At 38.4% G+C, this 24,906-nt stretch carries 19 protein-coding genes; 15 read left to right on the forward strand and 4 right to left on the reverse strand.

The features are described from left to right. The first annotated feature begins 155 nt into the window (after nucleotides 1–155). From rpoN to MWJ95_RS00255, 8 genes are all read left to right on the forward strand, one after another. Nucleotides 156–1,493, forward strand: a complete 1,338-nt coding sequence (gene rpoN / locus MWJ95_RS00220) for an RNA polymerase factor sigma-54 (RefSeq protein ID WP_249103626.1) — start codon at nucleotides 156–158, stop codon at nucleotides 1,491–1,493. Nucleotides 1,494–2,241: 748 nt separating this feature from the next. Then, on the forward strand, nucleotides 2,242–3,657 hold the full coding sequence (locus tag MWJ95_RS00225; protein ID WP_249074337.1) for an amino acid permease: 1,416 nt from the start codon (nucleotides 2,242–2,244) through the stop codon (nucleotides 3,655–3,657). Between the two features lie 172 nt (nucleotides 3,658–3,829). Continuing rightward, nucleotides 3,830–5,476, forward strand: a complete 1,647-nt coding sequence (locus MWJ95_RS00230; RefSeq protein ID WP_249103629.1) for a sigma-54 interaction domain-containing protein — start codon at nucleotides 3,830–3,832, stop codon at nucleotides 5,474–5,476. Between the two features lie 633 nt (nucleotides 5,477–6,109). Next, nucleotides 6,110–7,438 carry an aminotransferase family protein gene (locus MWJ95_RS00235; RefSeq protein ID WP_249103632.1) on the forward strand — a complete coding sequence of 443 codons (1,329 nt, stop codon included), beginning with the start codon at nucleotides 6,110–6,112 and terminating at the stop codon, nucleotides 7,436–7,438. 38 nt (nucleotides 7,439–7,476) lie between these two features. After that, the gene (locus MWJ95_RS00240) at nucleotides 7,477–8,874 is read left to right on the forward strand and encodes an aldehyde dehydrogenase family protein (protein WP_249074334.1); all 1,398 of its coding nucleotides are present in this window, start codon (nucleotides 7,477–7,479) and stop codon (nucleotides 8,872–8,874) included. Nucleotides 8,875–9,049: 175 nt separating this feature from the next. Then, nucleotides 9,050–11,074: a hydantoinase/oxoprolinase family protein gene (locus tag MWJ95_RS00245; protein ID WP_249103635.1), complete on the forward strand. Its 2,025-nt coding sequence runs from the start codon at nucleotides 9,050–9,052 to the stop codon at nucleotides 11,072–11,074. Between the two features lie 23 nt (nucleotides 11,075–11,097). Next, nucleotides 11,098–13,077, forward strand: coding sequence for a hydantoinase B/oxoprolinase family protein (locus tag MWJ95_RS00250; RefSeq protein ID WP_249074332.1), 1,980 nt, complete (start codon nucleotides 11,098–11,100; stop codon nucleotides 13,075–13,077). A 364-nt stretch (nucleotides 13,078–13,441) separates the two neighbouring features. Continuing rightward, nucleotides 13,442–13,891, forward strand: a complete 450-nt coding sequence (locus MWJ95_RS00255; protein WP_249074331.1) for a hypothetical protein — start codon at nucleotides 13,442–13,444, stop codon at nucleotides 13,889–13,891. A 53-nt stretch (nucleotides 13,892–13,944) separates the two neighbouring features. Here the strand turns inward: MWJ95_RS00255 and solA are convergent, their stop codons facing one another. Both solA and MWJ95_RS00265 read right to left on the reverse strand, forming a co-directional pair. Continuing rightward, a complete protein-coding gene (solA, locus tag MWJ95_RS00260; RefSeq protein WP_249074329.1) occupies nucleotides 13,945–15,069 on the reverse strand; it encodes an N-methyl-L-tryptophan oxidase in 1,125 nt (374 codons plus the stop codon). A 146-nt stretch (nucleotides 15,070–15,215) separates the two neighbouring features. After that, nucleotides 15,216–16,106, reverse strand: a complete 891-nt coding sequence (locus MWJ95_RS00265) for a LysR family transcriptional regulator (protein WP_249074328.1) — start codon at nucleotides 16,104–16,106, stop codon at nucleotides 15,216–15,218. Between the two features lie 117 nt (nucleotides 16,107–16,223). Between MWJ95_RS00265 and MWJ95_RS00270 the strand changes: the two genes are divergently transcribed. The 5 genes from MWJ95_RS00270 (at nucleotide 16,224) to MWJ95_RS00290 (ending at nucleotide 22,017) form a co-directional block, all read left to right on the forward strand. Beyond that, a complete protein-coding gene (locus MWJ95_RS00270; RefSeq protein ID WP_249074327.1) occupies nucleotides 16,224–17,426 on the forward strand; it encodes a YbfB/YjiJ family MFS transporter in 1,203 nt (400 codons plus the stop codon). Nucleotides 17,427–17,810: 384 nt separating this feature from the next. Beyond that, complete coding sequence (gene pdhA / locus MWJ95_RS00275; protein WP_249074326.1) at nucleotides 17,811–18,908, forward strand: pyruvate dehydrogenase (acetyl-transferring) E1 component subunit alpha; 1,098 nt, start codon at nucleotides 17,811–17,813, stop codon at nucleotides 18,906–18,908. Continuing rightward, the gene (locus tag MWJ95_RS00280; RefSeq protein ID WP_249074325.1) at nucleotides 18,908–19,885 is read left to right on the forward strand and encodes an alpha-ketoacid dehydrogenase subunit beta; all 978 of its coding nucleotides are present in this window, start codon (nucleotides 18,908–18,910) and stop codon (nucleotides 19,883–19,885) included. The genes pdhA and MWJ95_RS00280 overlap by 1 nt, the downstream gene beginning before the upstream one ends. 12 nt (nucleotides 19,886–19,897) lie before the next feature. Next, nucleotides 19,898–21,103: a dihydrolipoamide acetyltransferase family protein gene (locus MWJ95_RS00285; RefSeq protein WP_249074324.1), complete on the forward strand. Its 1,206-nt coding sequence runs from the start codon at nucleotides 19,898–19,900 to the stop codon at nucleotides 21,101–21,103. Nucleotides 21,104–21,495: 392 nt separating this feature from the next. Then, a complete protein-coding gene (locus MWJ95_RS00290; protein ID WP_249074323.1) occupies nucleotides 21,496–22,017 on the forward strand; it encodes a DUF6886 family protein in 522 nt (173 codons plus the stop codon). Nucleotides 22,018–22,067: 50 nt separating this feature from the next. Here the strand turns inward: MWJ95_RS00290 and MWJ95_RS00295 are convergent, their stop codons facing one another. Beyond that, nucleotides 22,068–22,544 carry an NUDIX hydrolase gene (locus tag MWJ95_RS00295; RefSeq protein ID WP_249074321.1) on the reverse strand — a complete coding sequence of 159 codons (477 nt, stop codon included), beginning with the start codon at nucleotides 22,542–22,544 and terminating at the stop codon, nucleotides 22,068–22,070. 246 nt (nucleotides 22,545–22,790) lie between these two features. Here MWJ95_RS00295 and MWJ95_RS00300 point away from each other — a divergent pair, with 246 nt between their 5' ends. Further along, nucleotides 22,791–23,255, forward strand: coding sequence for a 2-thiouracil desulfurase family protein (locus MWJ95_RS00300; protein WP_249074320.1), 465 nt, complete (start codon nucleotides 22,791–22,793; stop codon nucleotides 23,253–23,255). A gap of 145 nt (nucleotides 23,256–23,400) precedes the next feature. After that, nucleotides 23,401–24,366, forward strand: a complete 966-nt coding sequence (locus MWJ95_RS00305) for an Rpn family recombination-promoting nuclease/putative transposase (RefSeq protein WP_249074319.1) — start codon at nucleotides 23,401–23,403, stop codon at nucleotides 24,364–24,366. A gap of 126 nt (nucleotides 24,367–24,492) precedes the next feature. Here the strand turns inward: MWJ95_RS00305 and MWJ95_RS00310 are convergent, their stop codons facing one another. Beyond that, the gene (locus tag MWJ95_RS00310; RefSeq protein WP_249103639.1) at nucleotides 24,493–24,882 is read right to left on the reverse strand and encodes a hypothetical protein; all 390 of its coding nucleotides are present in this window, start codon (nucleotides 24,880–24,882) and stop codon (nucleotides 24,493–24,495) included. Between the last annotated feature and the right edge of the window lie 24 nt (nucleotides 24,883–24,906).

Here is a 24,906-nt window from a genome sequence, read left to right on the forward strand (position 1 = left end):
TGTAGTTGATTTCCGTTCCGACTTTTGGCGTTGTCTTCCACTGTTCTAAGGAATTTAGTAATGAGCTATGTATAAAATAAATTTTGTTGAAAAAATGGAAAAACACAGCATAAAAATGTTACTATGTAGAAAATTCTGTATTGGAGGTAGGGGATATGCAATTAGCTATCAAAACTTCCCAAAAATTAATGCAAGTTTTATCACCACAATTAGTACAGCATTTAGAAATACTGCAATATTCAACAAATGAGTTAGAACAGTATATTTATGATAAGGGGAATGAAAACCCACTATTAGTTGTTACCGATGCGTCAGTAAAGACGCAATATGAGGACATTATGCAATTAGCAAGTTATTCCGATAAAAGTTATTCTGCGAGATATAATGCACCACAACAGCATTCATTTAACGCTATTGAGATGAAGTTTGCTGTGAAAGAAAGCTATGAGCAGTTTTTGATGGAACAAGTCCCTATGCATAAAAATCTATCTTCTTTAGATTTGAAAATTTTAACGTTTTTAATTCAATCCTTAGATGAGCGTCTATTTTTAGATGTGGATTTAGCAATTGTTGCAAAGAAATGTCATACAAATGTTTTGCATGTAGAATTACTATTGGACTTACTTCAAACTTTCGAGCCAATAGGGGTAGGGGCACGTAATTATAAGGAGTATTTACTCATTCAGGTAGACAATGATGAGCTTGCACCGAAATTAGCTTCTCGATTTATTGAAGCGGATTTAGAGCTAGTGGCTGCACAAGCTATTAAACAGTTAAGTAAAAAGTATAAAACATCTCTACATGACGTAAAGAAAACTGTCGACTATATAAAAAATTTAAAACCAGTGACGACAGGAGATAAATTCGAAACGATTCCATATGTCATGCCAGAAATCGAAGTGGAAAGACAAGGAGAGGAATGGCTGATTCAATTAAATCGTGGATATTTGCCGATTGTTACTATCGATAAGCATTATGTTGAAATGCTAAAAAACGATCCGAATTGTAAAACGTATTTTAAAGATACAATGAAAGATGCTCTGTTATTATTACAAGGAATAGAGCAGCGTGAGAAAACATTGTATGAATTAGCTAGATTGCTAGTGGAATTGCAAGAGGATTTTTTCCATAAAGGCATTGAGACATTGAAGCCTATGCGGTTAAAAGATGTAGCGGACATGTTAAATCTACATGTATCAACGATTAGTCGAGCTGTTCGTGGAAAATATATGAAAACCCCCCATGGTGTGTATGCTTTACAAACGCTATTTACAAAAGGCGTTATGAATATTTCTGGAAAAATGGATTCGATTATGTATATTAAAAAGCGACTCAAAGAGTTAATTGAAACAGAGGATAAACAAAAGCCTTTAACGGATCAGCAGCTTACAAACACGTTAAGTGCTGAGGGTATCCAAATATCCAGACGGACAGTAGCAAAGTATAGGGAAGAGATGAATATTATGAGCTCATATAATCGAGTATTTGGATAGTTTAGGTGATGTAAATAAACAGTTAATGATGTGTTTTTGCATCAAATTTTGAAAATCGCATATGAAGAGATTCGTAGATTTTCCTAACAAAGTAAATTTAAAGCTCATCAGCATAGCGTGAGGTTGATTTCCGTTCCGGCTGGGCGCTTTGTTGTTGCTGTCGCTTCGCTTTCGCACAGATAAAACAATTGTTGCTGTCGCTTCGCTTTCGCTACAGAGCAGAGCTTCCTGGGGGCGTCGGGGCAACAGATGTTTTTTGCGCGAAAGCGTAGTGTTAACCAGCGACAGCAGCACGAGGTTGGTCACGAAGGCATTATCACAGGACTGATGCCTTTAGCCTTCGTTCCCCTCCCCGTTTCACTCGCGTTGCTCGGACCAACAGATGTAAAAGGTTTTCATATGTGTGAAAGCGAAACGTCAGCAGTAGCACCGAGGTTGGTCACGAAGGCGTTATCACAGGGTGTGATGTTCTTAGCCTTCGTTCCCCTATCGCTGATCCCCGGGGAGTCGCCCAGCCTTCACTCCAATCATCTATACATGGAATACGTATTAACTTCTTTTGGCGTCCAAACATCCTTATCCTTGCATTTTAAGACAATTTTTAGTGACAATAATCGACGCGGTAAAAATTTTGAATTTTTCTGTAATTCTGTAAGTTTGGCATCAAATTTGCTAATTAAACGGTAGACATTGAATTAGAGGAAGGGGCTAGCAGTAAATGTCTACATAACATTAAAGGGGTGGTTTAATGGGGGCTTTGCAAAAATCATTGAAAACACGGCATATTACAATGATCTCCATTGGGGGGGTTATTGGCACAGGACTCTTTGTTGGGACAGGGAAAAATATTTTAAGTACCGGTCCGGCAGCGGTAATTTCGTATGCAATTGCATGCTTACTCATAGTGCTGATCATGCAAATGGTTGGAGAAATGGCAGCAGGAGAAATTGTATTAGGAAAGAAATCAGGAGGGAATGCAGAGCTAGGCTCATTTGCTTCCTATGCAGGGAAGTATATTGGTCCATGGGCAGGGTTTACAGTAGGTTGGCTTTATTGGGCAAGCTGGGTATTTATTGTAGGATTAGAAGCAGCACTCATAGGGGGAATGCTGCATAATTGGTTTCCGATGATCCCAACATGGCTTGGAAGCGTGGGCATAACATTATTAATGACAATTGTTAACATTTATTCAGTAAAATCATTTGGTGAATTTGAATATTGGCTGTCCTTCGTTAAGGTTACTGCTATTGTTGTATTTTTAGTAGTTGGTATAGCCATGATTTTAGGAATCTGGCCAAATTATGAAACGAAGGGATTAGGTATTTTAACAGAATTCGGTGGATTTGCACCGAATGGGATTGTTCCTATTTTTACGGCCATTGTCTTTGTTATTTTCTCGATTTGTGGTGCTGAGGTTGCAGCCATCGCGGCAGCAGAGTCTGAAAATCCAGCGAAAAACATTGTCCGTGCCATTCGTAATGTTGTCTTTCGATTAGGTTTATTTTTTGTAGGTTCAGTAGCCATTATGGTTTTAATTATACCTTGGAATGATACAAAAACATTGGCAGCGCCTTATGCGAATATTTTATCAATGGCAGGGCTTCCAATTGCTGCTCAACTTATACAAATAGTCATTTTTATTTCACTAATTTCTGTTTTGAATTCTGCTCTTTATACAAGCTCGCGGATGTTACTTGAAATGTCACGGCAAGGCGATGCACCAAAAGTATTCTCGCAAATAAAAAATAGCCGAGGTGTTCCTGTTCCGGCTGTTATTGGTAGTACAGCGGTAGCGTATATTTGTGCGATGTTATACTTTATTTCACCTGAAGTTATTTTTTACTTTTTAGGGAATTGTGTTGGGGGATTAATGATTGCCGTTTATATTTTTATTGCTATTTCTCAAATTCGTTTCCGACGTTATTATGACAAAGTTTCAGTTGAGCCATTATCGATTAGAATGTGGCTATTCCCATATCTATCGTATGTCACAATTGGTATTTTAACAGTCGTTTATTTGTGCCAAGCGCTCATTGAATCTTTACGTCCACAATTCTATTTAAGTACATTAGTATTAATTGGCTCAATTGTGTTGTTTATGATTATGAGAAAGTTGTCGACAAGATCAGCAAAGCAAATAGAGGAAAAGCTAGCCTCGGAGTAGAATAACTATAAAATACAAAAAATTCGCGATATTTCTGCGAGATATCAGACCGTGAAAGAATGTAAAGGATGTTTTAAGTTCTTTTGCGACGTACAAGATGCCCCGTAGAAAGAGCGGATTTTTTTGTATTTACGGATGAAGAATGTTTAAAGTTCGAAAGGGAGTGAACTATATGTCGATAACTCAACTACATAAAGATGAGCATTTTTTTATTGTGAAAAATGGTGAGGTCATGATGAAAAGTGATATTCAAATAGAGCTGCTTGAAAAAATTATCAGTACATATAGTAAAGGAACTGAAACCTTTGAGTTAGAAGGAAATTTTATTCATGTAGTCGAAACTTCACAAGGTTGTTTATTTCATGTTAAACCATTTATGCAGTATAGCTATATTGACTTTATGAACCCATTGTCAATGAAAGTGTTAAACTCTATTTCCGACGGTGTGACAGTATGTGATCGTGATGGCAAGATTTTATTTCAAAATGATATTGATATTGAAATTGTTGGCATTGATTTAATGGGGAGATATGCAAAAGACGTAATCGCTGAAGGATTGATGAGTGATTCCATCTCGATGAAAGTAATTGAATCAAAAGAAAAAGTAACGATTTTGCAGACGTTCATTAATGGCAAATGCTTTTTAGTTTCTGGTAAGCCAATATTTGATGAGTACGGTGATTTACAATACGTAGTGGCCATTACTCGTGATATGACACAATTAAAACGGTTAGAGAAAGAAATAAAAAAATTAGAAGTTCAAAACGAGAATTTTAAAAATAAGCTACAGGTCTTACATAATAAAGAAATAACAAAAAGTAGTTTAATAGCTGTGTCTTCAGAGATGATGCAGGTTGTAAAGCGTGTTATGAGAGTCGCAGAGGTAGACTCGACTGTCTTAATTGGTGGTGAATCGGGTGTAGGGAAAGAAGAAATAACAAAGCTCATTCATGGAAATAGCAGACGTCATGATAAGCAAATACTAACAATTAACTGTAGTGCAATCCCTGAGAATTTATTAGAGTCTGAACTTTTTGGCTATGAGGCAGGAGCATTTACGGGGGCGTCAAGAGGTGGTAAGGCAGGGTTATTTGAGATTGCATCGGGTGGTACAGTGTTTTTAGATGAAATTGGAGAGATGCCCTTACAGCTGCAAGCGAAATTATTACGTGTACTCCAAGAATCAGAGGTTCAGCGTCTAGGAAGTGGAAAACCTATCCCTATCGATGTACGCATAATTGCTGCGACAAATCGAAATTTAGCAGAGATGGTGAGGCAAGGTAATTTCCGTGAGGATTTATATTATCGTTTAAATATTATACCGATTGATATTCCTCCATTAAGACAACGTCGTCAAGATATCATCCCACTAGTCAACCACTTTTTAGCCGTTGTTGAAGAAAAGTATGGCATCCATCGAACGATTGAGTCATCTGCAATGAAAATATTAGAGTCTTATGATTGGCCAGGAAATGTACGTCAACTTAAAAATATGGTGGAGCGCATTTGCTTGCTGGCAACGCAGCCAGAAATAACAGCCTATATTGTGCAACAAGAGTTAGATAGTAACCCTACTATTACACGTAGTCTAGAAAGTCCTGTAGAAATTCAAAACCATCAGGAACAAGTTGTAACGCCAAAATTTAGTGGTTCTTTAAAGGAGCAAGTAGCCTCGTTCGAAAAGCAAATTATTAAAGAAGCATTATCCAACTATCCAAGTATCAGGCAGGCTGCTAAATCACTTGGTTGTGATCAGTCAACGTTAGTACGTAAAATACAAAAATTCCAATTAACGAAACAAATTTCATATAAGGACTAGTGATGTATTTTTGCATCAAAATTTCATTCAAGCATAATAAAATGTGATATCGCAAAACTCGCTAATTAATACAAGAGAAGTGATGAAATGCATCATTAATATGTTAATAGAAATCGAAGAAAAAAGGCATTTTCAACAAAGAAAGTGCCTCTTTTTCATTTTTGCAGTTTTGTGAAGTAACAATAAGATCCGTTTGATTTTTTCACTAATTACCAAAAGAAAGGAATGATTTTGTTGAAATGTATACCCATAATATAAGTTGATTGGAGTGGAGGCTGGGCGACTCCTTGGGGATCAGCGATAGGGGAACGAAGGCTAAGAACATCACATCCTGTGATAACGCCTTCGTGACCAACCTCGTGTTGGCCCGAGACCCTGCAGCGAAGCGAAGCGGCTCATCGGACGCCCCCAGGAAGCTCTGCTCTGCGCGAAAGCGAAGCGTCAGCGGCAAATGTTTTATCTGTAGCGAAAGCGAAGCGTCAGCTACAAAGCGCCCAGCCGGAACGGAAATCAACCACACGTTTTGAAAATGTTGCAATATTTTTTCGTTAAAATAAATTTTTTTCATCAGTTGGCATGAGAATTGCTACTAAAAATATGTATGAAATTTTAAACGAAAAGAGGATGGCATTTATGACAATTCAACTAAAAGAAGAGTTAAAAACGTTAGATCAAAAACATTTTCTGCATCCAACAACGTCGATCGAGCAACAGCAAACACAAGGTCCAGCTGCCATTTTTACAGAGGGCAATGGCATTTATTTAAAAGATATAGAAGGAAATATTTACATTGATGGGATGTCTTCTTTATGGAATGTAAATATAGGGCATGGTCGTAAAGAAATTGCCGAAGTGGCAAAGGAGCAAATATCTACCTTAGCATTTAGTTCCTGCTTTGCATCCTTTAGCAATGAGCCAGCTATTCGTTTAGCGACAAAAATTGCTTCTTTAACGCCGGGAGACTTAAACACTGTATTCTTCACTTCAGGTGGCTCAGAGTCGAACGATACAGCGATTAAATTAGCGCGTCATTACTGGTTACTAAAAGGACAGCCAGCACGCCAAAAAATTATTTCACGTACTCATTCATACCATGGTGTAGCTATGGGGGCAACCAATGCGACAGGCTTACAGGCATTTCGTGACTTTACCAATTCACACGCCCCAGATTTCCATTATGTATACAGCGAATCCGCACGTAATTTACGTGAAACGATTGAAGCGTTAGGCCCTGAGACTGTGGCAGCATTTATTTCTGAGCCTGTACAAGGTGCTGGTGGCGTTAATATTCCGCAAAAAGACTACTTTAAAGAAGTGCGAAAAATATGTGATGAGTACGGTATTTTATTCATTGCAGATGAGGTTATTACCGGCTTTGGTCGTACAGGCAAATTCTTTGGTATGGAGCATTATGGGGTAGTGCCAGATATGATGTCATTCGCTAAAGGCGTATCAAGTGGCTATGTTCAACTTGGTGGTGTAGCGATCTCCGAAAAGCTTCATCAAGATTTATGCGAGCTTTCTAAAGGAACGTTAATGCACGGATATACTTACAGCGGTCATGCACTCGCTTGTCAAGTTGGGTTGAAAAATATAGAAATTATTGAACGTGAAAATCTCGTCGAAAATGCTGAAAAGATGGGGAATGCCCTGTTAGAGGGATTCCGAGCATTGCAAGAAAAATATAGCTTTATCGGCCGTGTCCGTACTTTAGGATTGCTCGGAGCCATTGAACTAGTGAAGAGCCGTGAGACAGGTGAATTGTTTGAGTCTCCTCTTAGTCCGATTTTTGTACAAGAAACGATGAAACGAGGGTTAATCCTTCGAACAGTCACTTATGATCAAGATACAGTTGTATTTTCTCCGCCTCTCATTCTATCAAAAGTAGAGCTAGATGAAATGCTACGTATTTTAGATGAAACATTTGAGCATATACGTAAAACAATCGTTGAAAAGCAGTAAAGGTAACATAAACAATCACTATTTGAAGGAGGAATTTGATGACAACAATCGTTAGAGAAATACGAGAACAATTTAATCCAGCGAAACCATCACAATGTGTAGGCCAAGTAGAGCTTCTGACAATTGATGAAACAAAAGACGTTATCGTTGCAGCTCAGGAAGCATTTGAAGGTTGGAAAAATACGTCTTCTGTTGCACGTGGAGAAATTTTACGCGTGACAGCAGACTTGCTTGAGAAAAATATGGATAAAGTTGCCGAAATAGCTTCGAGTGAAATGGGTAAAACGAAAAATGAAATGCTTGGAGAAGTGAAACGTGGTGCTTCCATTTTACGTTATTTTGCACAAGAAGGGATGCGGGCAAAAGGAGAAGTTTTACCTTCTGCCAATGAAGCGAAACTTTTGTACACAATGCGGGTACCGCTTGGTGTCGTTGCTGCCATAACGCCTTGGAATTTCCCTGTCGCTATTCCTATATGGAAAATTGCACCTGCATTAGTGTATGGCAATACAGTCGTTTGGAAGCCTTCTATTGAAAGCGCTTTAACCGGTAAATTAATAGGAGAATTATTTGAACAGGCAGGCTTACCGAAAAATGTGTTAAATGTCGTGCAAGGGCGCGGTTCAAAGGTGGGGCAGGTATTATTGGAGGCACCTGAAGTAAAGGCGATTACATTTACAGGGTCAAATAGTGTAGGGCAAAGCATTTTAGATACTGCTGGATCTACTAATAAAAAAATTCAGCTTGAACTAGGCGGTAAAAATGCAGCAATCATTTTAGCTGATGCCACTATACATCAGGCTGCAAAATTAACGATTGAAGGTGCGATGAAGCAAACTGGACAGCGCTGTACAGCGACTAGTCGAGTTTACATCGAGGAAGCGGTTTATGAACAAGTTGTAGAGCAGTTAATAGAAGAAGCTAAGAAAATTGAAGTTGGTGTTACGATGGGGCCTGTGTCATCTAAAGGGCAATATGATGCTATTTTATCCGCCATCGAAAAAGCAAAAGTTGATGGTGCAGAGCTTGCATTTGGCGGTGGTCCTACAAAAGGTATGGTAGAAGGATACTATATTGATCCAACAATCTTTACAAATGTAACACACGAGATGTCGATTGCCCATGAAGAGATTTTTGGACCCGTTTTAGCGGTCATCAAAGTAAAGGATTATGAAGAAGCAATCCGACTTTCAAATGATTCTAATTTTGGATTGAGTGCTTCTATTTATACAAATAACATTCCGAAAGCATTTGATTTTATTAGCCGTAGTGAAGTTGGACTTGTACAGGTTAACGATGAAACGGGTGGAGCTGAGCCACAAGCGCCGTTTGGAGGAATGAAAAACTCAAGTACTGGTGCCCGTGAACAGGGGCAGGCGGCAAAAGAGTTCTTCACAACATTTAAAACAATTACGATTAGTACCAAAAGTGAGTAAATGAAAGAAATTTAGAATAGAAAACCAAAAATAGATGTCACTTATGCCTCGGTGAAATGGCCCAGATTTTTTCAAATTGTACGCAACTACTTAAAAAATCTGGGGTTTCGCTTGAGGCATTAACTATATAAAAAAATTGGGGTTTAAATTTTATGAAAAGAAAGAAGGTAGAGCTATGGCACATAGTCGTTTAGCAATTGATGTCGGGGGAACGTTTACAGATGTATTTGTTTTTAATGAAGAGACGGGGGAAGTATTCGTCACGAAAACGTCGTCTACGCCTTCAAATCCGGAGCAAGGAATTTTAAATGGAGTAGCAAAAGCAAAACTAAATGGCAAGGATATTAAAATTTTTTCTCATGGCACAACAGTTGGAACGAATGCATTAATTGAACGCAAGCTGCCAAAAACAGCTCTTATTACGACAAAGGGCTTTAGAGATGTCATCGAAATCCGCCGTGGGACGAAAGAAGATATTTGGGATACCTACAAAGATACTGCGAGACCTTACATTCAACGACGAGATCGATTTGAAGTGACAGAACGAATAGATTATGAAGGAAATATTCTTCAGGCTATTGATGAAGATGAAATTCGGATATTAGCGAAAAAATTAAAAAGACGAGGAACAGAATCCATTGCCGTGTGTTTCATCAATTCCTATGTGAACGGGGAAAATGAGGCGAAAGTCAAAGAAATTTTAAAAGAGGAAATACCAGATGTTTATGTTTGTATTTCGAGTGAAGTGCTTCCAGAAATTTTTGAGCATGAGCGCATGAGTACTACGATTATCAATGCAGTTCTTGGGCCAATTATGAGTAACTACATTAGTAAGTTAAGTGATGAAATGCAGAAAAAGGGCTATGAAGATGAAATTTTAGTTTTACACTCTGGTGGCGGTGTCATGACATCAAGCACAGTTCCACGCTATGCTGCTAGATTGGCGAGTTCGGGGATAGCTGCTGGAGCAATTGCGAGTAAGCATATCGCAAAGTTGTGCGGGTTTGACAATGCAATCGGCTTAGATATGGGCGGTACAAGTACTGATATTTCACTGATGTATAAAGGAGATATACGAATTACAAAGGATTGGTCTATAGAATATGGCTATCCAATCGGTTTTCCGAGTATTGAAATATTAACAATAGGAGCCGGTGGAGGTAGCCTCGCTTGGCAAGATGAAGGCGGTTCTTTACGTAATGGACCACAAAGTGCAGGGGCGGTGCCAGGGCCAGCTTGCTATGGCCGAGGAGGGACGGAGCCCACTAACTCCGATGCAAATTTAGTGTTAGGACGTTTAGGTGTAGATTTGTTGGATGGCACGATGCAATTAAACAAAGAGGCGGCTAGAGAGGCTGTAGGGAAAATCGCCAATGTCTTCGATCAATCAGTTGAGGAAGCGGCAAGTGCCATTATCGAAGTTGCCAATGCCAATATGAGTGATGCAGTTCGATTGATATCCGTCCGAAGAGGCTACGATCCCCGTGATTTTGCGCTTGTAGCCTTTGGTGGTGCAGGCCCATTACACGGCGCCTATTTGGCAAAAGATTTAAATATCCCAAAGGTCATTATTCCTACGCATCCAGGTGTAGCAGCGGCAATGGGATGTTTACTTGTAGATGTTCGTCATGATATTTCTAAAACATATGTGAAAAAACTAGATGAAGTAAGTGCGGAGGAACTAACACATCAATTTAGTGATCTTCGACAAGAGGCAAGAGAGTTATTGGAAGAGGAGGGGATAACAGAAAATACATCGACATTAACGAATTTTATTGATCTTCGTTATAAGGGCCAATGGCGATCTCTAGCTGTTCCCGTCTCGGATCAAATAACATCCTTAGATGCTATTTTGGAAGCATTCCATAAAGAACATGAACGAGAATTCGCATTTTCTGATAAGGAACAAACCGTAGAAATATTTGGTCTACGTGTAACGGCTATAGGCACCGTACCAAAGCCTAATTTCCCACAATATGTTTCTGAAGGCTCGTTAGAAGATGCTTTTAAAGAAACACGTCCTGTTTATTTTGAGGGGAAATATATTGAAACAAAAGTATATAATCGCGATCAAATACCTGTTCACACACAATTTGCTGGTCCAGCCATTATCGATCAGCTGGATACGACGACTGTTATACCACCAGGATTTACTGCGGAAGTAGACGCCTATAAAAATATTATTATTACGGTGAACTAATACATGATAAGGAGGAATGGACAATGAGTACAACGAAATTGGAGACCAATCATAAGGTCCAACATCTGGACCCAGTAACATTTGAAGTGTTAAAAAACGGCTTTGTAAATTTAGTCGATCAAATGGCTGAACAAATGCTGCGAACATGCTACTCATTTGTTATTTATAATCGAGACTTCAGCTGTGCATTATGCGATGCACAGGGGAATACCGTTATGCAAGGAACACAAGATATTTCCGTACATGTAGGGACATTGCACTTAACGGCAAAAGCTGTCTTAGAGGACTTCGCTGATGATATTCATCCAGGTGATGTATTTTTAGTCAATGATCCTTATCGGGGAGGCACACATTTCAGTGACGTACGCGTAGTTTTACCGGTATTCCATGATGACAAACTAATTGCACTCATGCAAACAAATGGACATTGGGCAGATGTCGGTGGCTCAAATCCAGGTTCCTTTGATATTACAGCTAAGGAGCATTACGGGGAAGGTCTACGTATCCCGCCTGTCCGAATTTATAGTAAAGGTCAATATTTAACAGATGTTGTGAAGATTATTGTCATGAATATGCGTATCCCGGAGGAACGTATTGGAGATTTACGTTCTCAAGTGGAAGCGGCGAAAGTTGGAGAGAAGCAGCTCAAGGAAATGATTGATAAGTACGGTATAAATACGGTGCTAGTGGCTTTTGAGGAAGTCCAAAATTATGTAGAACGATTAATGAAAGCGAAAATTAAAGCTTTACCAAAGGGTCAATGGGAAACGGTGGATTATATCGATATGGATCCACAATTAGGGGATGGTCTTATTCCGATTCGTGTGAAAATGACCATTACGGAGGATGAAATAGCTTATGATTTAAGTGATTCACATCCTTATATTAGCTGTTTTTTAAATGCAGGCTTTGGCTCGGCACTTTCTGGTACTTATGCAGGAACTAAAACATTTTTCCCAGAGATTCCGCTGAACTCAGGGTTTTATCGTGTCGTAAAAATATTCCTCCCTGAAAACTCTGTTGTTAACGCACCTAGCCCAGTAGCTGTATCTGGTTATTGTTCAGGAGCGTTTGAAAAAATAATGAATGCCTGCTTTGAGTTATGGTCGAATATTATGCCTGAACGCGCTATCGCCTGTTCATTTAATTTAGAGTATTTATTAATAGGTGGGTATGATCAGCGGAGAGATAGTAGTGAATATTTTATGTGGTATGACTGGATGGCTGGTGGCCATGGTGGACGTATTGACCGTGATGGTGCGAATACAACTTCACCAGTTTTCGGGGTAGGGTTAAGTGTTCAACCATGTGAAGGGCAAGAGCGTTTATCGCCGGTTGTTACAACGAAGCATGAAATTATTATAGACTCCGCTGGTCCAGGTAAATACCGTGGTGGCTGTGGTGTAGAAAAGGGCGGCGTTTTAACGAATGTAAACCAAACAGTGATGTCTTATTGCTGTGATCGTTCTCGCTCGATTACATGGGGGATTATGGGCGGCTTACCTTCTATTGCACAGGGGGCTATGTTAAATCCCAACAAAGAGGATGAAAAATTTTTAGGCACGATTTTCTCCAATGTTGAGTTGAAGACAGGAGATTCCTTTACGCGTCCCTCAGCAGGAGGTGGTGGTTTAGGTGACCCATTAGCAAGAGATGTAAACGCTGTTTTAGAGGACGTGATTGATGAATATGTTTCGATTGAGCGTGCCAAAATTGATTATGGCGTAGTCATCCATGAAATTGACCGCGATATGGATGCCTTCGAAATTGATATGGCTGCTACATTAAAGGAACGCGATCATATTCGTAAAAATCGCCATCAATGGCTAGAGACAGATCCAATAGAAGTGGAGCAGATGTACAACAAAGGTGAAATTAATCAAATGGATGTTGTTCGAAAATATGGTGTCATTATGGATTATGAAACAAATAAAGCATTGCCAATCTCAACAGAGCAATACCGGGAAGCGATGAAGAAACGTTCTTTGGCCTATTGGGGATAGATATAGCGTTCTAGCATGATTTGATCAAGTGTCAATTAAAACTTTAATCATAAATAAGAGAGTAGTGTGCACTGTACATTACTCTCTCCGCTAAATAGGGTAAACAATTTTTTTGAAAAGCAATGCAAATACCATGGAAAATATTACTACATAATTTTAACAAATCTAAAGTTAAAGATTTGCCCAATCAAACATGATCAGCAAGCATATCTTATATCAAATCGGTATGGATAACGAAAAGTGGTTGAATGACAACACTGTTGGTGTAAAGTTACACTAATGGTGTTGTTTTGGTTGGATGAGCAAGTTTTGAAGGACATCGATAAAAGTGTTACTTGATTTATGCATCTCAGGAGGGAATGAAATGACATTTTTACGTTCTTTGCATATCAAAATTATAACGGCATGTATTATTGCGTATATAGTGACGGTAATTGGCATTAATCTATTCGATCTTTATCAACTAGGGATACTTGGTGGGCTTGCTATTATTGTATTTCCGATTACGGTGATTTTAGCTGGAAGACGCTTTGCTCCAGCACCATTTAATAATTTCACTACGTGGATTGTGATCATTATGATTGGTATTTGCATCTTACATTGGATGGGTCAAGATGAGAAGGAACTTATAATGTCGTTTTTCACGGCTGATTTTGTTTATATGTGGCTGCTCTATCATGACCCAGTACGAGAGTATATGGTTGCTAATGATTTTACGTTCGTTCGCTATATCGTGCGCATTGGGCTAGGGTTAGTATACGGTGTGTTGTTGGATGTACTCGTCTATTTCGTAAAAAAGATCATGAAACGATAGAAGACTGCCTTTATGGCAGTCTTCTCGCTTTAATCCAACACAGTAGTAATGCATCAGTTTGTATTAAATCTACTAAGCTTAAAGAGTGATAAATCCTGCTTACTTTTTCCATGTAGCGTTAAATCCGCTAGTACTTCACCAACGGCACTACTAAATTTAAAGCCATGACCCGAAAAACCTGCTGCAATAACAATATTTTGATGCTCAGGTAAAAAGTCAATAATGAAATTTTCGTCCGGGGTCATTGAATATTTGCAAGTTTTGCCGTATTTTAATGCTCCATGCTGTGGCATAAATCGCTGAATGAAATTTTGTAAATCAACAGAATCCTGTTCATCAAACGGACATAAAGGTTCATTTGGATTGATAGCTTCACCGCCATCGTGCCTGCCAAGCTTCAGACCAGCTCCATCAATACTAGGAAAACCATAGTACATGGAATCAGCAAATTCAAAACAATAGGCCGGGAAAATATCTTCTCGATAAAGCTGCTCATCAGCCTCAAACCATGCAAATGTTTTTCGCGTTGGTGTTACAGGAATGGCGATGTCCATTGTTTGTAGTAACTCAGTTGTCCAAGCACCAGCTGTCACAATTAAATGTTTAGCTTCATATATATTAGTTGCTGTTTGGACGCGGACAATTGCTCCAGCGTTGATGGATTGCACTTTTTCGTTTGTATGTAAGGTTGCCCCTGCCTCAAGAGCTAATTTTTTATAAGCGCTAATACAGGCTTCCACACGGAGGACACCAGCAGTAGGCTCAAAACAAGCAACAAAGTTTTTGGGTAAGGATAATCCAGGCCATTTTTCCATTGCTTCAGCCGCAGAATACTGCTCTAATGCTAAATCATAGAGTTTAGCACTTGTTTTCACATTTTGAATAAAAGGATGGGTCTCTTCACCGACATTTATAACACCTGTTTGTAAAAATAAAGCTTCACTCGTTAACGTTTCAAGCTCTCTCCATAATTCACCTGCTCTTTTGACAAAAGGTACATAGCTAGCTCCTTCACCATACGCAAAGCGAATAATTCTTGTTTCTCCATGATGACTACCTTCTTCGTGAGGAGGATTAAAGGCATCAAGCATCAAGACATTTTTTCCGGCCTTCGCTAAATGATAGCCCGCTGCCATCCCCATCGATCCTGCACCGATTACAATCACATCATAAATCATTTCAATCCCTACTTTTTTACTCTAGTATAACAAAACAAAAGCGAATAGAGTAGAATTTTCAGAAAATAATCTAGAAGATGCATAATCTTCCACCAGTAGTAGGAGTATTGTGCTTTTGAATATACGTAATTTATGAAGTGTGGCTGTTATGAAATCGAATCATTGATGATGTTAATAAAAGTATTAAAGGTCGACGAGGTATTTTGTTCATTTTTTCGTGTGCAAAGGTAGATAGGGCGTTGAACATCGACATCTTTTATAAAAACGCGCGCTACTTGCTGACGTTGAATAAAGCTAGAGGCAGCTATAGATGGAGCTAGCATCGTACCATACCCAGCTGCAATAGCGTGAATGGATTCATTGATACCGTCAAGTTGTAGTCCTACTCTTGGCGGTGGGATTTTATGAACCTTACATAAAGCGTTTAAATATTCTTTCGTAGAGCTACCATCTTCTCGAGAAACAAATGGCTGCTGCATTAATTTCGCTAATGTCACTTTCTGATCTGCCAGCGGATGACCAAATGGAACGATAAACCAATAATCGAGATTCATGAGGAATTGATAATTTATATCTGGATGATGACCATCCTCTTTTACGATAAAAGCCATATCAGCCTTGTAGTGAAGTAATTCTTCAATAACCTGCTGGGAATTAGCAGTCTTTATATGGATATTAGTTGTCGGATAGGCTTGTTTATATTTTGCGAGCCATTTTGGTAATAAAAAATGGGATGGAACATGCGTAGAAGCAATTTGCAATTCTTCATTACCTGTGTTTTTTAATTGCTCTAGTTTGTTTTCGATATCCAATTCTAAATCAAATAAGCGCTGAGCCTGTTTAAATAAAAATTCGCCATTTTGTGTTAAAGTAATTCCTCTACCTTTTGACTCTAACAGTGTTAAATCAAGTTCTTTTTCCAAATTTCTTATTTGGATAGTAACGGCGGGTTGACTAATCATCAGCGCTTGTGCTGCCTTCGAAACACTGTTGAGCTCAGCTACTTTTGTAAATAATCTAAGAGCATGTAAATTCATTATGTATTCCACCTCTTATAAAAATTTTTTATCCTTTTATATAAATTATATATTAGATTTATTAATTTTCACTCTGTATCCTTTTAATTACAATAAGTTTTTGGGGGTGGGGGCATATTGAATCGACAGCACATCGGAATTTTATTTGGTGGGGTGCTATTACTTGTAGTAGCTATGGGGATTAGCAGGTTTGCATTTACGCCAATTTTGCCATTTATGCGTAATGATGTTGGGTTTTCGTTTGAAGTTGCAGGATTTTTAGCATCAAGTAATTATATTGGCTATTTCATTGGTGCATTGTGGGCAGGATTTATCAATCGCCAAAAGAAGAACTTTTTATTGTTAAGTGTTGTCTTAAATGTCCTTTCTGTTGTTTTGATGGGAATCATTGAAATATATAGTGTTTGGCTTGTGCTTCGTCTAATTGCGGGCATTACAGGGGGACTTATTTTTGTATTAACATGTAGTATTGTTATGGATTACTTAGCGAAGCATTCACTTACACGATGGTCAGGCTATTTATTTGGAGGTATTGGACTAGGAATTGCGATTTCAGGTTTATTGGTCCCTGCTATTGAAGCACGTTTTGCTTGGCAAGGTACATGGATTGGCTTAGGGATTTTATCGGCTGTTTTTTTAGTGACGACTTATATACTTTGGAAAGGTTTGGATGTACAGGATAGTGTGAAAACTGTCAAATCCTCTAATGGAAAAATGACAAAGGGCTTCATGCCATGGTTGATTGTCGCATATGGCTTAGAGGGGTTAGGCTATATTATCACAGGTACTTTTTTAGTGGATATTATTCACAATATTCCTTCACTACAAGCCTATTCTTCCTATAGCTGGGTCATTGTTGGGGTAGCCGCTATCCCATCAGCACCTGTTTGGACTGTATTATTAGAAAAATTTTCTGCCATCAAAATTTTGTTTGTCGCGTATGTATTGCAAGTACTAGGCATCTTATTACCAGTATTTTCACAAACGGTGTGGAGCGTCCTGTTATCGTCCTTTTTATTCGGCTTAACCTTTGTAGGCATTGTGACGTTAACGACTTCCTATGCACGTCAACTATTCCCAACACAAAGCGGCCCAGTAGTATCTTTGTTAACTACGTTTTATGCTTTTGGACAAATTATCGGACCGATTATCGCGGGTCAGCTTGTGGCGGTTTATAGTAGTTATAAGGCAGCGCTTGTTTTTGCAGGAGTTATTGTATTTTTTGCCTTAATGGTCATGTTATGTGGAAGATGGATTACTGTTAAACGGCAGGCCACTTTTGACAATGCATTGCCTATCAAAACTCAATCTAGTCCTTAAATTAGAAAAGCCAGAAATCCGATTGGGGGTTTCTGGTTTGTTTTTTACTTAAAGATGGCAGCCTCTATCTACATGATATAAAAAAGGGTGTCAGCCAACGTAGAAATTGTTCGACAGCTTGGACTGATTCGCAATGAAAATTGTCATGCGAAGGTTATTGCGGGTTCGTTGTATTACATCGGAGAGGGTATATATGGAAAATTATTTTGAGCAAAACGGACATTCCAATTGAGGAAATCATGTGATGTCACAACATTTCTGTGTCGATTTATTTAATAATTCTGTTTAAAGTGTAAAAAAGCTAAAAAAATACAAAATTAGCTAATGATATGACGTCTGTCTCTTATTTATAATTAAAATAACGTTATAAAGGGAGGAATTGAAATGTGGTTAAATCAGTCATGTTTAGAGGGCGAAGTTGAAATGTGGTTAAATCAATCATGTTTAAAAATTGACACAGCATCAGTTTTGGACGAAGATTGTTCGCTTTCGGAAACTTTCTTTAAAAGAACTGCCACAGATGAGCAATGTATCGAAATGTATAAACATATGGTACAGGGGAGAATCTTTGATGGAATTGCATTGAAATTTCAACGCCAAGGTAAAATAAAAACATATCCGCCAATTAGAGGGCAAGAAGCGGCACAAGTTGGAAGCGCTTACGCATTGAATTCGAATGATTGGATTTATCCTAGTTACCGAGATATTGCGGCTTCATTTGTTCACGGGATGCCTATCGATAAGTTCTTTTGTTACACAATGGGTAAGATGGCTGGGCAGCATTTAACTGATTTATCTATTTTTCCTATTCAAATCGTTATTGGAGCGCAATTTTTACATGCGGTAGGTGGGGCATGGGCTAGTAAATATAAAGGGGAAGACAGTGTTTCGGTTGCTTATATGGGTGATGGAGGTACCTCAGAGGGCGATTTCCATGAAGCATTAAATTTTGCGGGTGTATATAAATTACCAGTGGTTTTCTTTATTCAAAACAATCAATGGGCAATTAGTAATCCAATTCATAAACAAACCGCTAGCCAATCAATCGCACAAAAGGCGTTGGCTTATGGGATTACAGGAATTAGAGTAGACGGCAATGACGTATTAGCAGTTTATGAAGCAACGAAGCTTGCTATAGAAAAAGCTAAAAATGGAGAGCCTGTGCTGATTGAAGCTGTTACATTCCGCCAAGGGCCGCATACAACTGCAGACGATCCGACGAAGTATAGAGACCAAGCTGAAGTTGAGGAATGGCTGACAAATGATCCTATAGAAAGAATGAAGAAATTTATTATTACTACTGGGCTATGGGATGAGAGGCAAGAGGAGGAGCTGTTAAATGACTGCGAAGAAATCGTTTTAAAAGCGTATGAAAAGGCACTTACAATCGAAAAGACAACGATTCCAAAAGTACTAAGAGCAACATATGAAACAATGCCTCAAAACTTAGTAAGACAATTGCAACAAAGAGGAGAGGTGTAATGATGGAGATGACAATAGTACAGGCAATCAATACATGCTTAAGCCAAGCAATGGAAAATGATGAAACAATCCTTTGTCTCGGTGAGGATATCGGAAAAAATGGAGGAGTTTTCCGTGTGACGGATGGGCTCATGGAACGTTTTGGAGAAAGGCGTGTAGTGGATACACCGATTGCTGAGTCTGCCATTATTGGAGCTGCAGTAGGTTTAGCCACTAGAGGACTTAAACCAATAGCAGAAATACAGTTTTTAGGGTTTATTTATGAGGCGATGGATCAAATGGTAGGACAGGCCGCACGCCTTCGTTCTCGAACGGAAGGCACAGTTACCGTGCCACTGGTTGTTAGAGCACCATACGGAGGAGGGATTCATGCACCTGAATTACATTCCGATAGTTTAGAAGCATTGTTCTTACACTCACCAGGTTTAAAGGTAGTCATGCCAAGTACGCCTTCCGATGCTAAAGGGTTACTCGCAGCGGCGATTAAAGATCCAGACCCAGTATTGTTCTTAGAGCCTTTGAAGCTATACCGAACGATAAAAGAGGAAGTACAAGAAGAATACTATGAAGTGCCTATTGGTAAGGCGGCAATTGTTCAAGAAGGGGAGCATGTGACCATCGTAACATATGGTCCGTGTGTCGTAACGGTTAAACAGGCAGTAGCACAATTACAAGAGCAGGGTGTGTCTGTGGAAATCATTGATTTACGAACAATCGCACCTATTGACTATGGAACCATCATTCAGTCGGTAGATAAAACTGGCAGACTAGTCGTTGTTCATGAAGCGGCAAAAACAGGCGGTGTAGGGGCGGAAATCGCAGCAGTTATTGCCGAAAACTGTATGTATGCTATGCACGCACCGATTTTACGTGTCACAGGTTATGATACACCTTTCCCTGTATCGAGCATTGAGGCAGAATGGATGCCAACTGTAACGCGCATTGTAAGTGCAGTACAAAATGTCATGAAAGAATAGGGAGGGATAGTAATGTATGATTTTTTACTCCCTGATATAGGGGAAGGTTTACATGAAGCAGAAATTGTTGGCTGGTTTGTAAAGCAAGGGCAAAAAGTAGCGATTAATGAGCCGTTAGTAGAGGTTCAAACCGATAAAGCCGTTGTAGAAATTACAGCTCCCATTACAGGAGTGATTGAGAAACTTGGAGGCGAAGAGGGAAATACCATTACGGTAGGTAGTCTGCTTTGTCAATTTAGTAAAACCTCAGATTCGTCACCACCCAAGCCAACACAGCCACTTGGAGAGAAAAAAGAGGAGAGTATACCGAAAGAGAAGATTGAATTTTCAATATTAGGAAGGGTGATGGCAGCTCCTTCAGTTAGAAAAGCAGCGCGCACTATGGGCATTAATATTGAAGAAATACAGGGCAGTGGGCCAAACGGACGGGTGTTGCGATGTGATTTAGATAGACATGCTAAACAATCATCTTCCGCGATAGCAAAAGTGCAAAATAAGTCAAAACGTATTGAAGATGAAGCTAATGAAAATAAAATCGTCCCTATTCGTGGGTTGCGCAAAGCAATCTTTGAAAATATGCAAAAAGCCGTTTCCAAGGCAGTATTATGCACCGGAATGGAAAAAATTAATGTGACGAATTTAGTGGCTTTTAGGAAAAGTGTTCAACAGCTGCCGGAAATGAAGGACAAAAAACTAACTTACTTACCTTTTTTAATCAAGGCAGTTGCGACAGCTTTACAGGAACATGAGCACTTTAATGCCAAGGTAGATGAAGACCAAAAAGCACTTGTAATTTTACCTTATATTCATATTGGTGTTGCAGTTGCTACTTCAGACGGTCTACTTGTGCCAGTGATAAAACATGCAAATAAAAAAAGCATTTTTGAAATTACAGAAGAGCTAGAAAGTTTATTGGCAAAGGTTCATTCTAGAAAAGCAACGGTTGAAGATTTAACAGGTAGTACTTTCACAATTTCTAGTACAGGAAAGGACGGGGCAATATTTGCGACGCCGATTACTAACTATCCTGAAGTAGCAATTTTGGGCTTTCATAAAATTGTGAAAGAGCCAATCGTAGTAGAAGATACGATACAAATTGGCCATTCAATGACATTGTCTTGCACATTTGATCATCGTGTTATTGATGGCGAGCCAGTAGGTGCATTTATGCGTAGTGTGGCAGGCTATTTAGAGGAACCTGTACGTTTTTTACTATAGTTCAAAGTGATAGATGCTAACTTAAGCGATTACTTTTGTCTGTGGGTGTAATATGCAAGCGTTCTATTGGCGATTCAACAATAATCGGAACGATGGGTCGGTGCAGCAATCGTCCTGATGGATCACTGTTAAACGCCAGACCACATTAGACAATTCATTGCCTATCAAAACTCAATCCAGTCTTTAAATCAGAGAAGCCAGAAATCCAGTTAGGGATTTCTGGCTTTATTTCTTTTTTCGTTAATGAAAAATATGAATGTGCGCAAGAAAGGTAACGCTATAATGCTATACTGAAATGAGTGAATAGTATGCAAGAACAGTAACGACAAACGCAGGGATCCATATACAGAATTTCAAAGTCTTCAAATTAAGAAAATAAGGAGGGGAAACATTTGCGCATATATCATGTCAGTGAGGAAAGTGATATTACAGTATTTCACCCACGATTACCGGATCGACTAGATTTAGATCCCGAAAAAGGTCTAGTATGGGCAATCAACGATACATGCTTGCCTAATTTTTTAACTCCTAGAAATTGTCCGCGAGTTTGCTACCATATTGGTGCCAATACAAATGAATGGGATAAACAAGCCTATATAACATCCGCATCATGTGAACACGTTGTCGTAATTGAAAGCAAATGGTTTGAGACGATGAAAAATACGAAGCTTTACTTATATGAGTTTGACATCTGCGAATTTACATTGCAGGATCAAAATGCTGGTTATTATACGAGTGAAACAACACAATATCCTATTGCTAAATTTGAAGTAGATAATTTATTTGAGGAACTGTTTAAACGTAAGGTTGAAATACGGGTAGTCGATAGCCTGTGGAACATCTATGATGAAATTCAAAAAACAACATTGAATTGGTCGATGTGCAGAATGCGATTTGCGCAACCAAGAAAATAATAGTCAAGCCTCGTAAACGATAATATCGCGTTTACGAGGCTTTGTTCTATTTAGACAGTAACTAATGGGGTACTCCTTATATCAATCAGCTTATTATCTTCATATGTAAATATGTATTCATAGTTTATGGTTTCATCCAGCATTTTCGGTAAGTAATATTTTAAATCTGCTATTCCTACATTTTTAGGATGGAAAATCCATGATAGATCTTTCCAATCTAAAATGCCTTCTGCAACTTTAATCGGTGTCACATACTGATAGGACTCTGGTAATTCAGCAATAAAAGCATACATACAGCCAAAGTCAGTTATTCCATCCGTCCATGTTATTTTTCCTTTGTAGGTAATATCCTGCAGTACAATGCCCGTTTCTTCCTTAATTTCTCGTAATGCACCAACTAATGGTGTTTCATCATTCTCAATCTTTCCACCTACACCATTCCAAGCCCCCATCCATTCTGGGAAATCCCTATTTAATAATAATAGTTGCTCACCCTTCTTAAGAAAACAAATTGTAAATTCAACCAAGTCTTGATCCTCCTTTATAAAAGATAGAATGCGTTCATAGAAATTAGATAATAAAATAGTAGCACAAATCCGTGAAATGGTTGTCCTACAAATAATAAAAAATGGAGTTAATCAATCAATATAACTCATTAAAAAGAGAATAGAGTAGGTCAAGGAAGTAATTTAAGTTGTAGTAAGGTTGTTGACGGAATTTTCAAATGAGCTATAGTTGTGATTATACGAAACGGATAAAAATGAGGTGCACATATGATTTTAATAAGTTCTTGCTTAGCTGGATTAAAGGTACGTTATAACGGAACAGATAGTTTAGATGATAGAATTCATCGGCTTGTGTTAGAAAATAAGGCGGTAACTGTATGCCCTGAACTTATGGGAGGTTTTTCGACGCCTCGTGAGCCCGCTGAAATTGTCGGTGGAGATGGTGAAGACGTTCTTGATGGAAAAGCGAGAGTGGTTGAAAAATCTGGCCGTGATGTTACAGATCTTTATATTAAGGGCGCATATGCAACATTACAGAAAGCACTCGAACTAGGTGCGACTAAAGTTATTTTAAAAGAGTATAGTCCTTCCTGTGGAAGTGCAATGATTTACAATGGTGATTTCAATGGTACAACATTGGTTGGCGTAGGCGTAACAACTGCATTGCTAAGAAGAAATAATATTGGTGTCTTTTCTGAGGAAGATTTTACGGATTTATTAATGCAAATTTGATAGGGAAAAATGTGATTGTCTTAGTATATAATGCTGAATAATAGTAAGTATTTTTATATAAAATCAAGATAAAAATAAAGTTTTGTTGACTTTCAATTTGAATTTTAAATGCTATAACTGAGGTAAATCATTTGGAGTGATGGGTATGAGTGAAATGGCAACACGTAGAATTCCACTTGAAAAATTTGTAGATCTCAAAGTCGATTACGCTTTTAAGCGATTATTTGGAAATGAAAATAATAAAAGTCTAACGGTTTACTTTCTGAATGCAATTTTAAATCGTACAGGTAACAATGCTATTAAAGAAGTCTCTTTTATGAGTCAAGAATTTAGTGGTGAACACAGAGATGATAAGCAATCCCGGTTAGACGTTCTAGTGAAAACTCAGGAAAATATAGCGATTAATATTGAAATTCAATTAAGCAATCAGCATGATATGGTCAAGCGGACACTATACTATTGGTCAAAAATTTACACTTCAGAGCTTAAAAAAGGTTTTGGTTATCATACATTAAGACCAACAATTACTATTAATATTTGTAATTTTAGTTTGTTTAAGCAAACCGATGCGTATCATACTTCATTCCATTTGTATGAAGATGATGGGAAATTTAGAATTGACGATGTTCTTGAAATCCACTTTATAGAAATGAATAAATTTATTAGACAATGGTTTCATAATAAACTGAACCCGTTAGATAATGAACTTGCAGGATGGTTATTGTTCCTGGGTGTGGTTGATGGAAGAAAGAAAAAAATCTATAAAGAAATCTATTTGGCATTGGAGGAGCTTGCTATGAGCGACAAAAGAATAAAAGATGCTTTAACTATTTGGCAAGAATTAAGTCAATCTCCTGAAGAATATTATGCCTATGAATCCCGTTTGAAATATATATTAGATGAGGAGGCGAAGATAGAGGACGCAAAATATTATGCGGAGAAGGACGGGGTAGTAAAAGGGATAAAGCAAGGAATTGAGCAAGGTGAGAAAAAGAAGCAGCAAGAAATAGCCTTGAAAATGTTACAGAAAAAAATAGATTTAGAAACAGTAGCTGAATTTACAGAATTAACACTAGATGAAATAAATAAATTAAAAGAACAGCTTGATTAATGACAATCCTGATATGAAAATATCGCCCCACTACCTAGGTAGATGGGGGCATTTTTGTGATTTACTAAAAAAATCCTGTTAGAGAGGTCTATCATCTTAGTTAACTTATTGAAACTTATTGAAATTTTAGATATTGGGTTCCTCAGGATAGTATAGATCCTTGCGTAAGCAGACATCCCGATGTGTGAGAGTTTCGCCTTTAAATTGAATCCAAATTTCATCATCTGCCATTACACCATGGGTTTTCCGCACGATGCCCCAACGATTATAGGCTTGCATATCAAGTGAAGCCAGTAATTCTTTTGCGTTGGCCCGAGTAGGGGGGAAGGTTCGCCATTTTAGCCAACGTTCCAGTTCTTCTAGTGTTATATGCCCCTCCATCGTTGGTGAAAATTGCTTGTTAAAATCTTCGATATAGTTAATGACATAGGGTGTGCCACCATCAGTCGGTTTTAACTCAACATGTGCAATAATGTCATCCATCCACATCACGTCAAAAGTCATGTAATCAATCAACAGCTTCACATCCTTCTTTAGAAA

Source organism: Lysinibacillus sp. Bpr_S20 (genome assembly GCF_023337835.1).
Lineage (GTDB): Bacteria > Bacillota > Bacilli > Bacillales_A > Planococcaceae > Lysinibacillus.

Bases quoted from the DNA above. Each gene is read 5' to 3' on its own strand.
- rpoN (WP_249103626.1), top strand. From the start codon at position 156: ATGCAATTAGCTATCAAAACTTCCCAAAAATTAATGCAAGTTTTATCA.
- MWJ95_RS00225 (WP_249074337.1), top strand. From the start codon at position 2,242: ATGGGGGCTTTGCAAAAATCATTGAAAACACGGCATATTACAATGATC.
- MWJ95_RS00230 (WP_249103629.1), top strand. From the start codon at position 3,830: ATGTCGATAACTCAACTACATAAAGATGAGCATTTTTTTATTGTGAAA.
- MWJ95_RS00235 (WP_249103632.1), top strand. From the start codon at position 6,110: ATGACAATTCAACTAAAAGAAGAGTTAAAAACGTTAGATCAAAAACAT.
- MWJ95_RS00240 (WP_249074334.1), top strand. From the start codon at position 7,477: ATGACAACAATCGTTAGAGAAATACGAGAACAATTTAATCCAGCGAAA.
- MWJ95_RS00245 (WP_249103635.1), top strand. From the start codon at position 9,050: ATGGCACATAGTCGTTTAGCAATTGATGTCGGGGGAACGTTTACAGAT.
- MWJ95_RS00250 (WP_249074332.1), top strand. From the start codon at position 11,098: ATGAGTACAACGAAATTGGAGACCAATCATAAGGTCCAACATCTGGAC.
- MWJ95_RS00255 (WP_249074331.1), top strand. From the start codon at position 13,442: ATGACATTTTTACGTTCTTTGCATATCAAAATTATAACGGCATGTATT.
- solA (WP_249074329.1), bottom strand. From the start codon at position 15,069: ATGATTTATGATGTGATTGTAATCGGTGCAGGATCGATGGGGATGGCA.
- MWJ95_RS00265 (WP_249074328.1), bottom strand. From the start codon at position 16,106: ATGAATTTACATGCTCTTAGATTATTTACAAAAGTAGCTGAGCTCAAC.
- pdhA (WP_249074326.1), top strand. From the start codon at position 17,811: ATGTGGTTAAATCAGTCATGTTTAGAGGGCGAAGTTGAAATGTGGTTA.
- MWJ95_RS00280 (WP_249074325.1), top strand. From the start codon at position 18,908: ATGATGGAGATGACAATAGTACAGGCAATCAATACATGCTTAAGCCAA.
- MWJ95_RS00285 (WP_249074324.1), top strand. From the start codon at position 19,898: ATGTATGATTTTTTACTCCCTGATATAGGGGAAGGTTTACATGAAGCA.
- MWJ95_RS00300 (WP_249074320.1), top strand. From the start codon at position 22,791: ATGATTTTAATAAGTTCTTGCTTAGCTGGATTAAAGGTACGTTATAAC.
- MWJ95_RS00305 (WP_249074319.1), top strand. From the start codon at position 23,401: ATGAGTGAAATGGCAACACGTAGAATTCCACTTGAAAAATTTGTAGAT.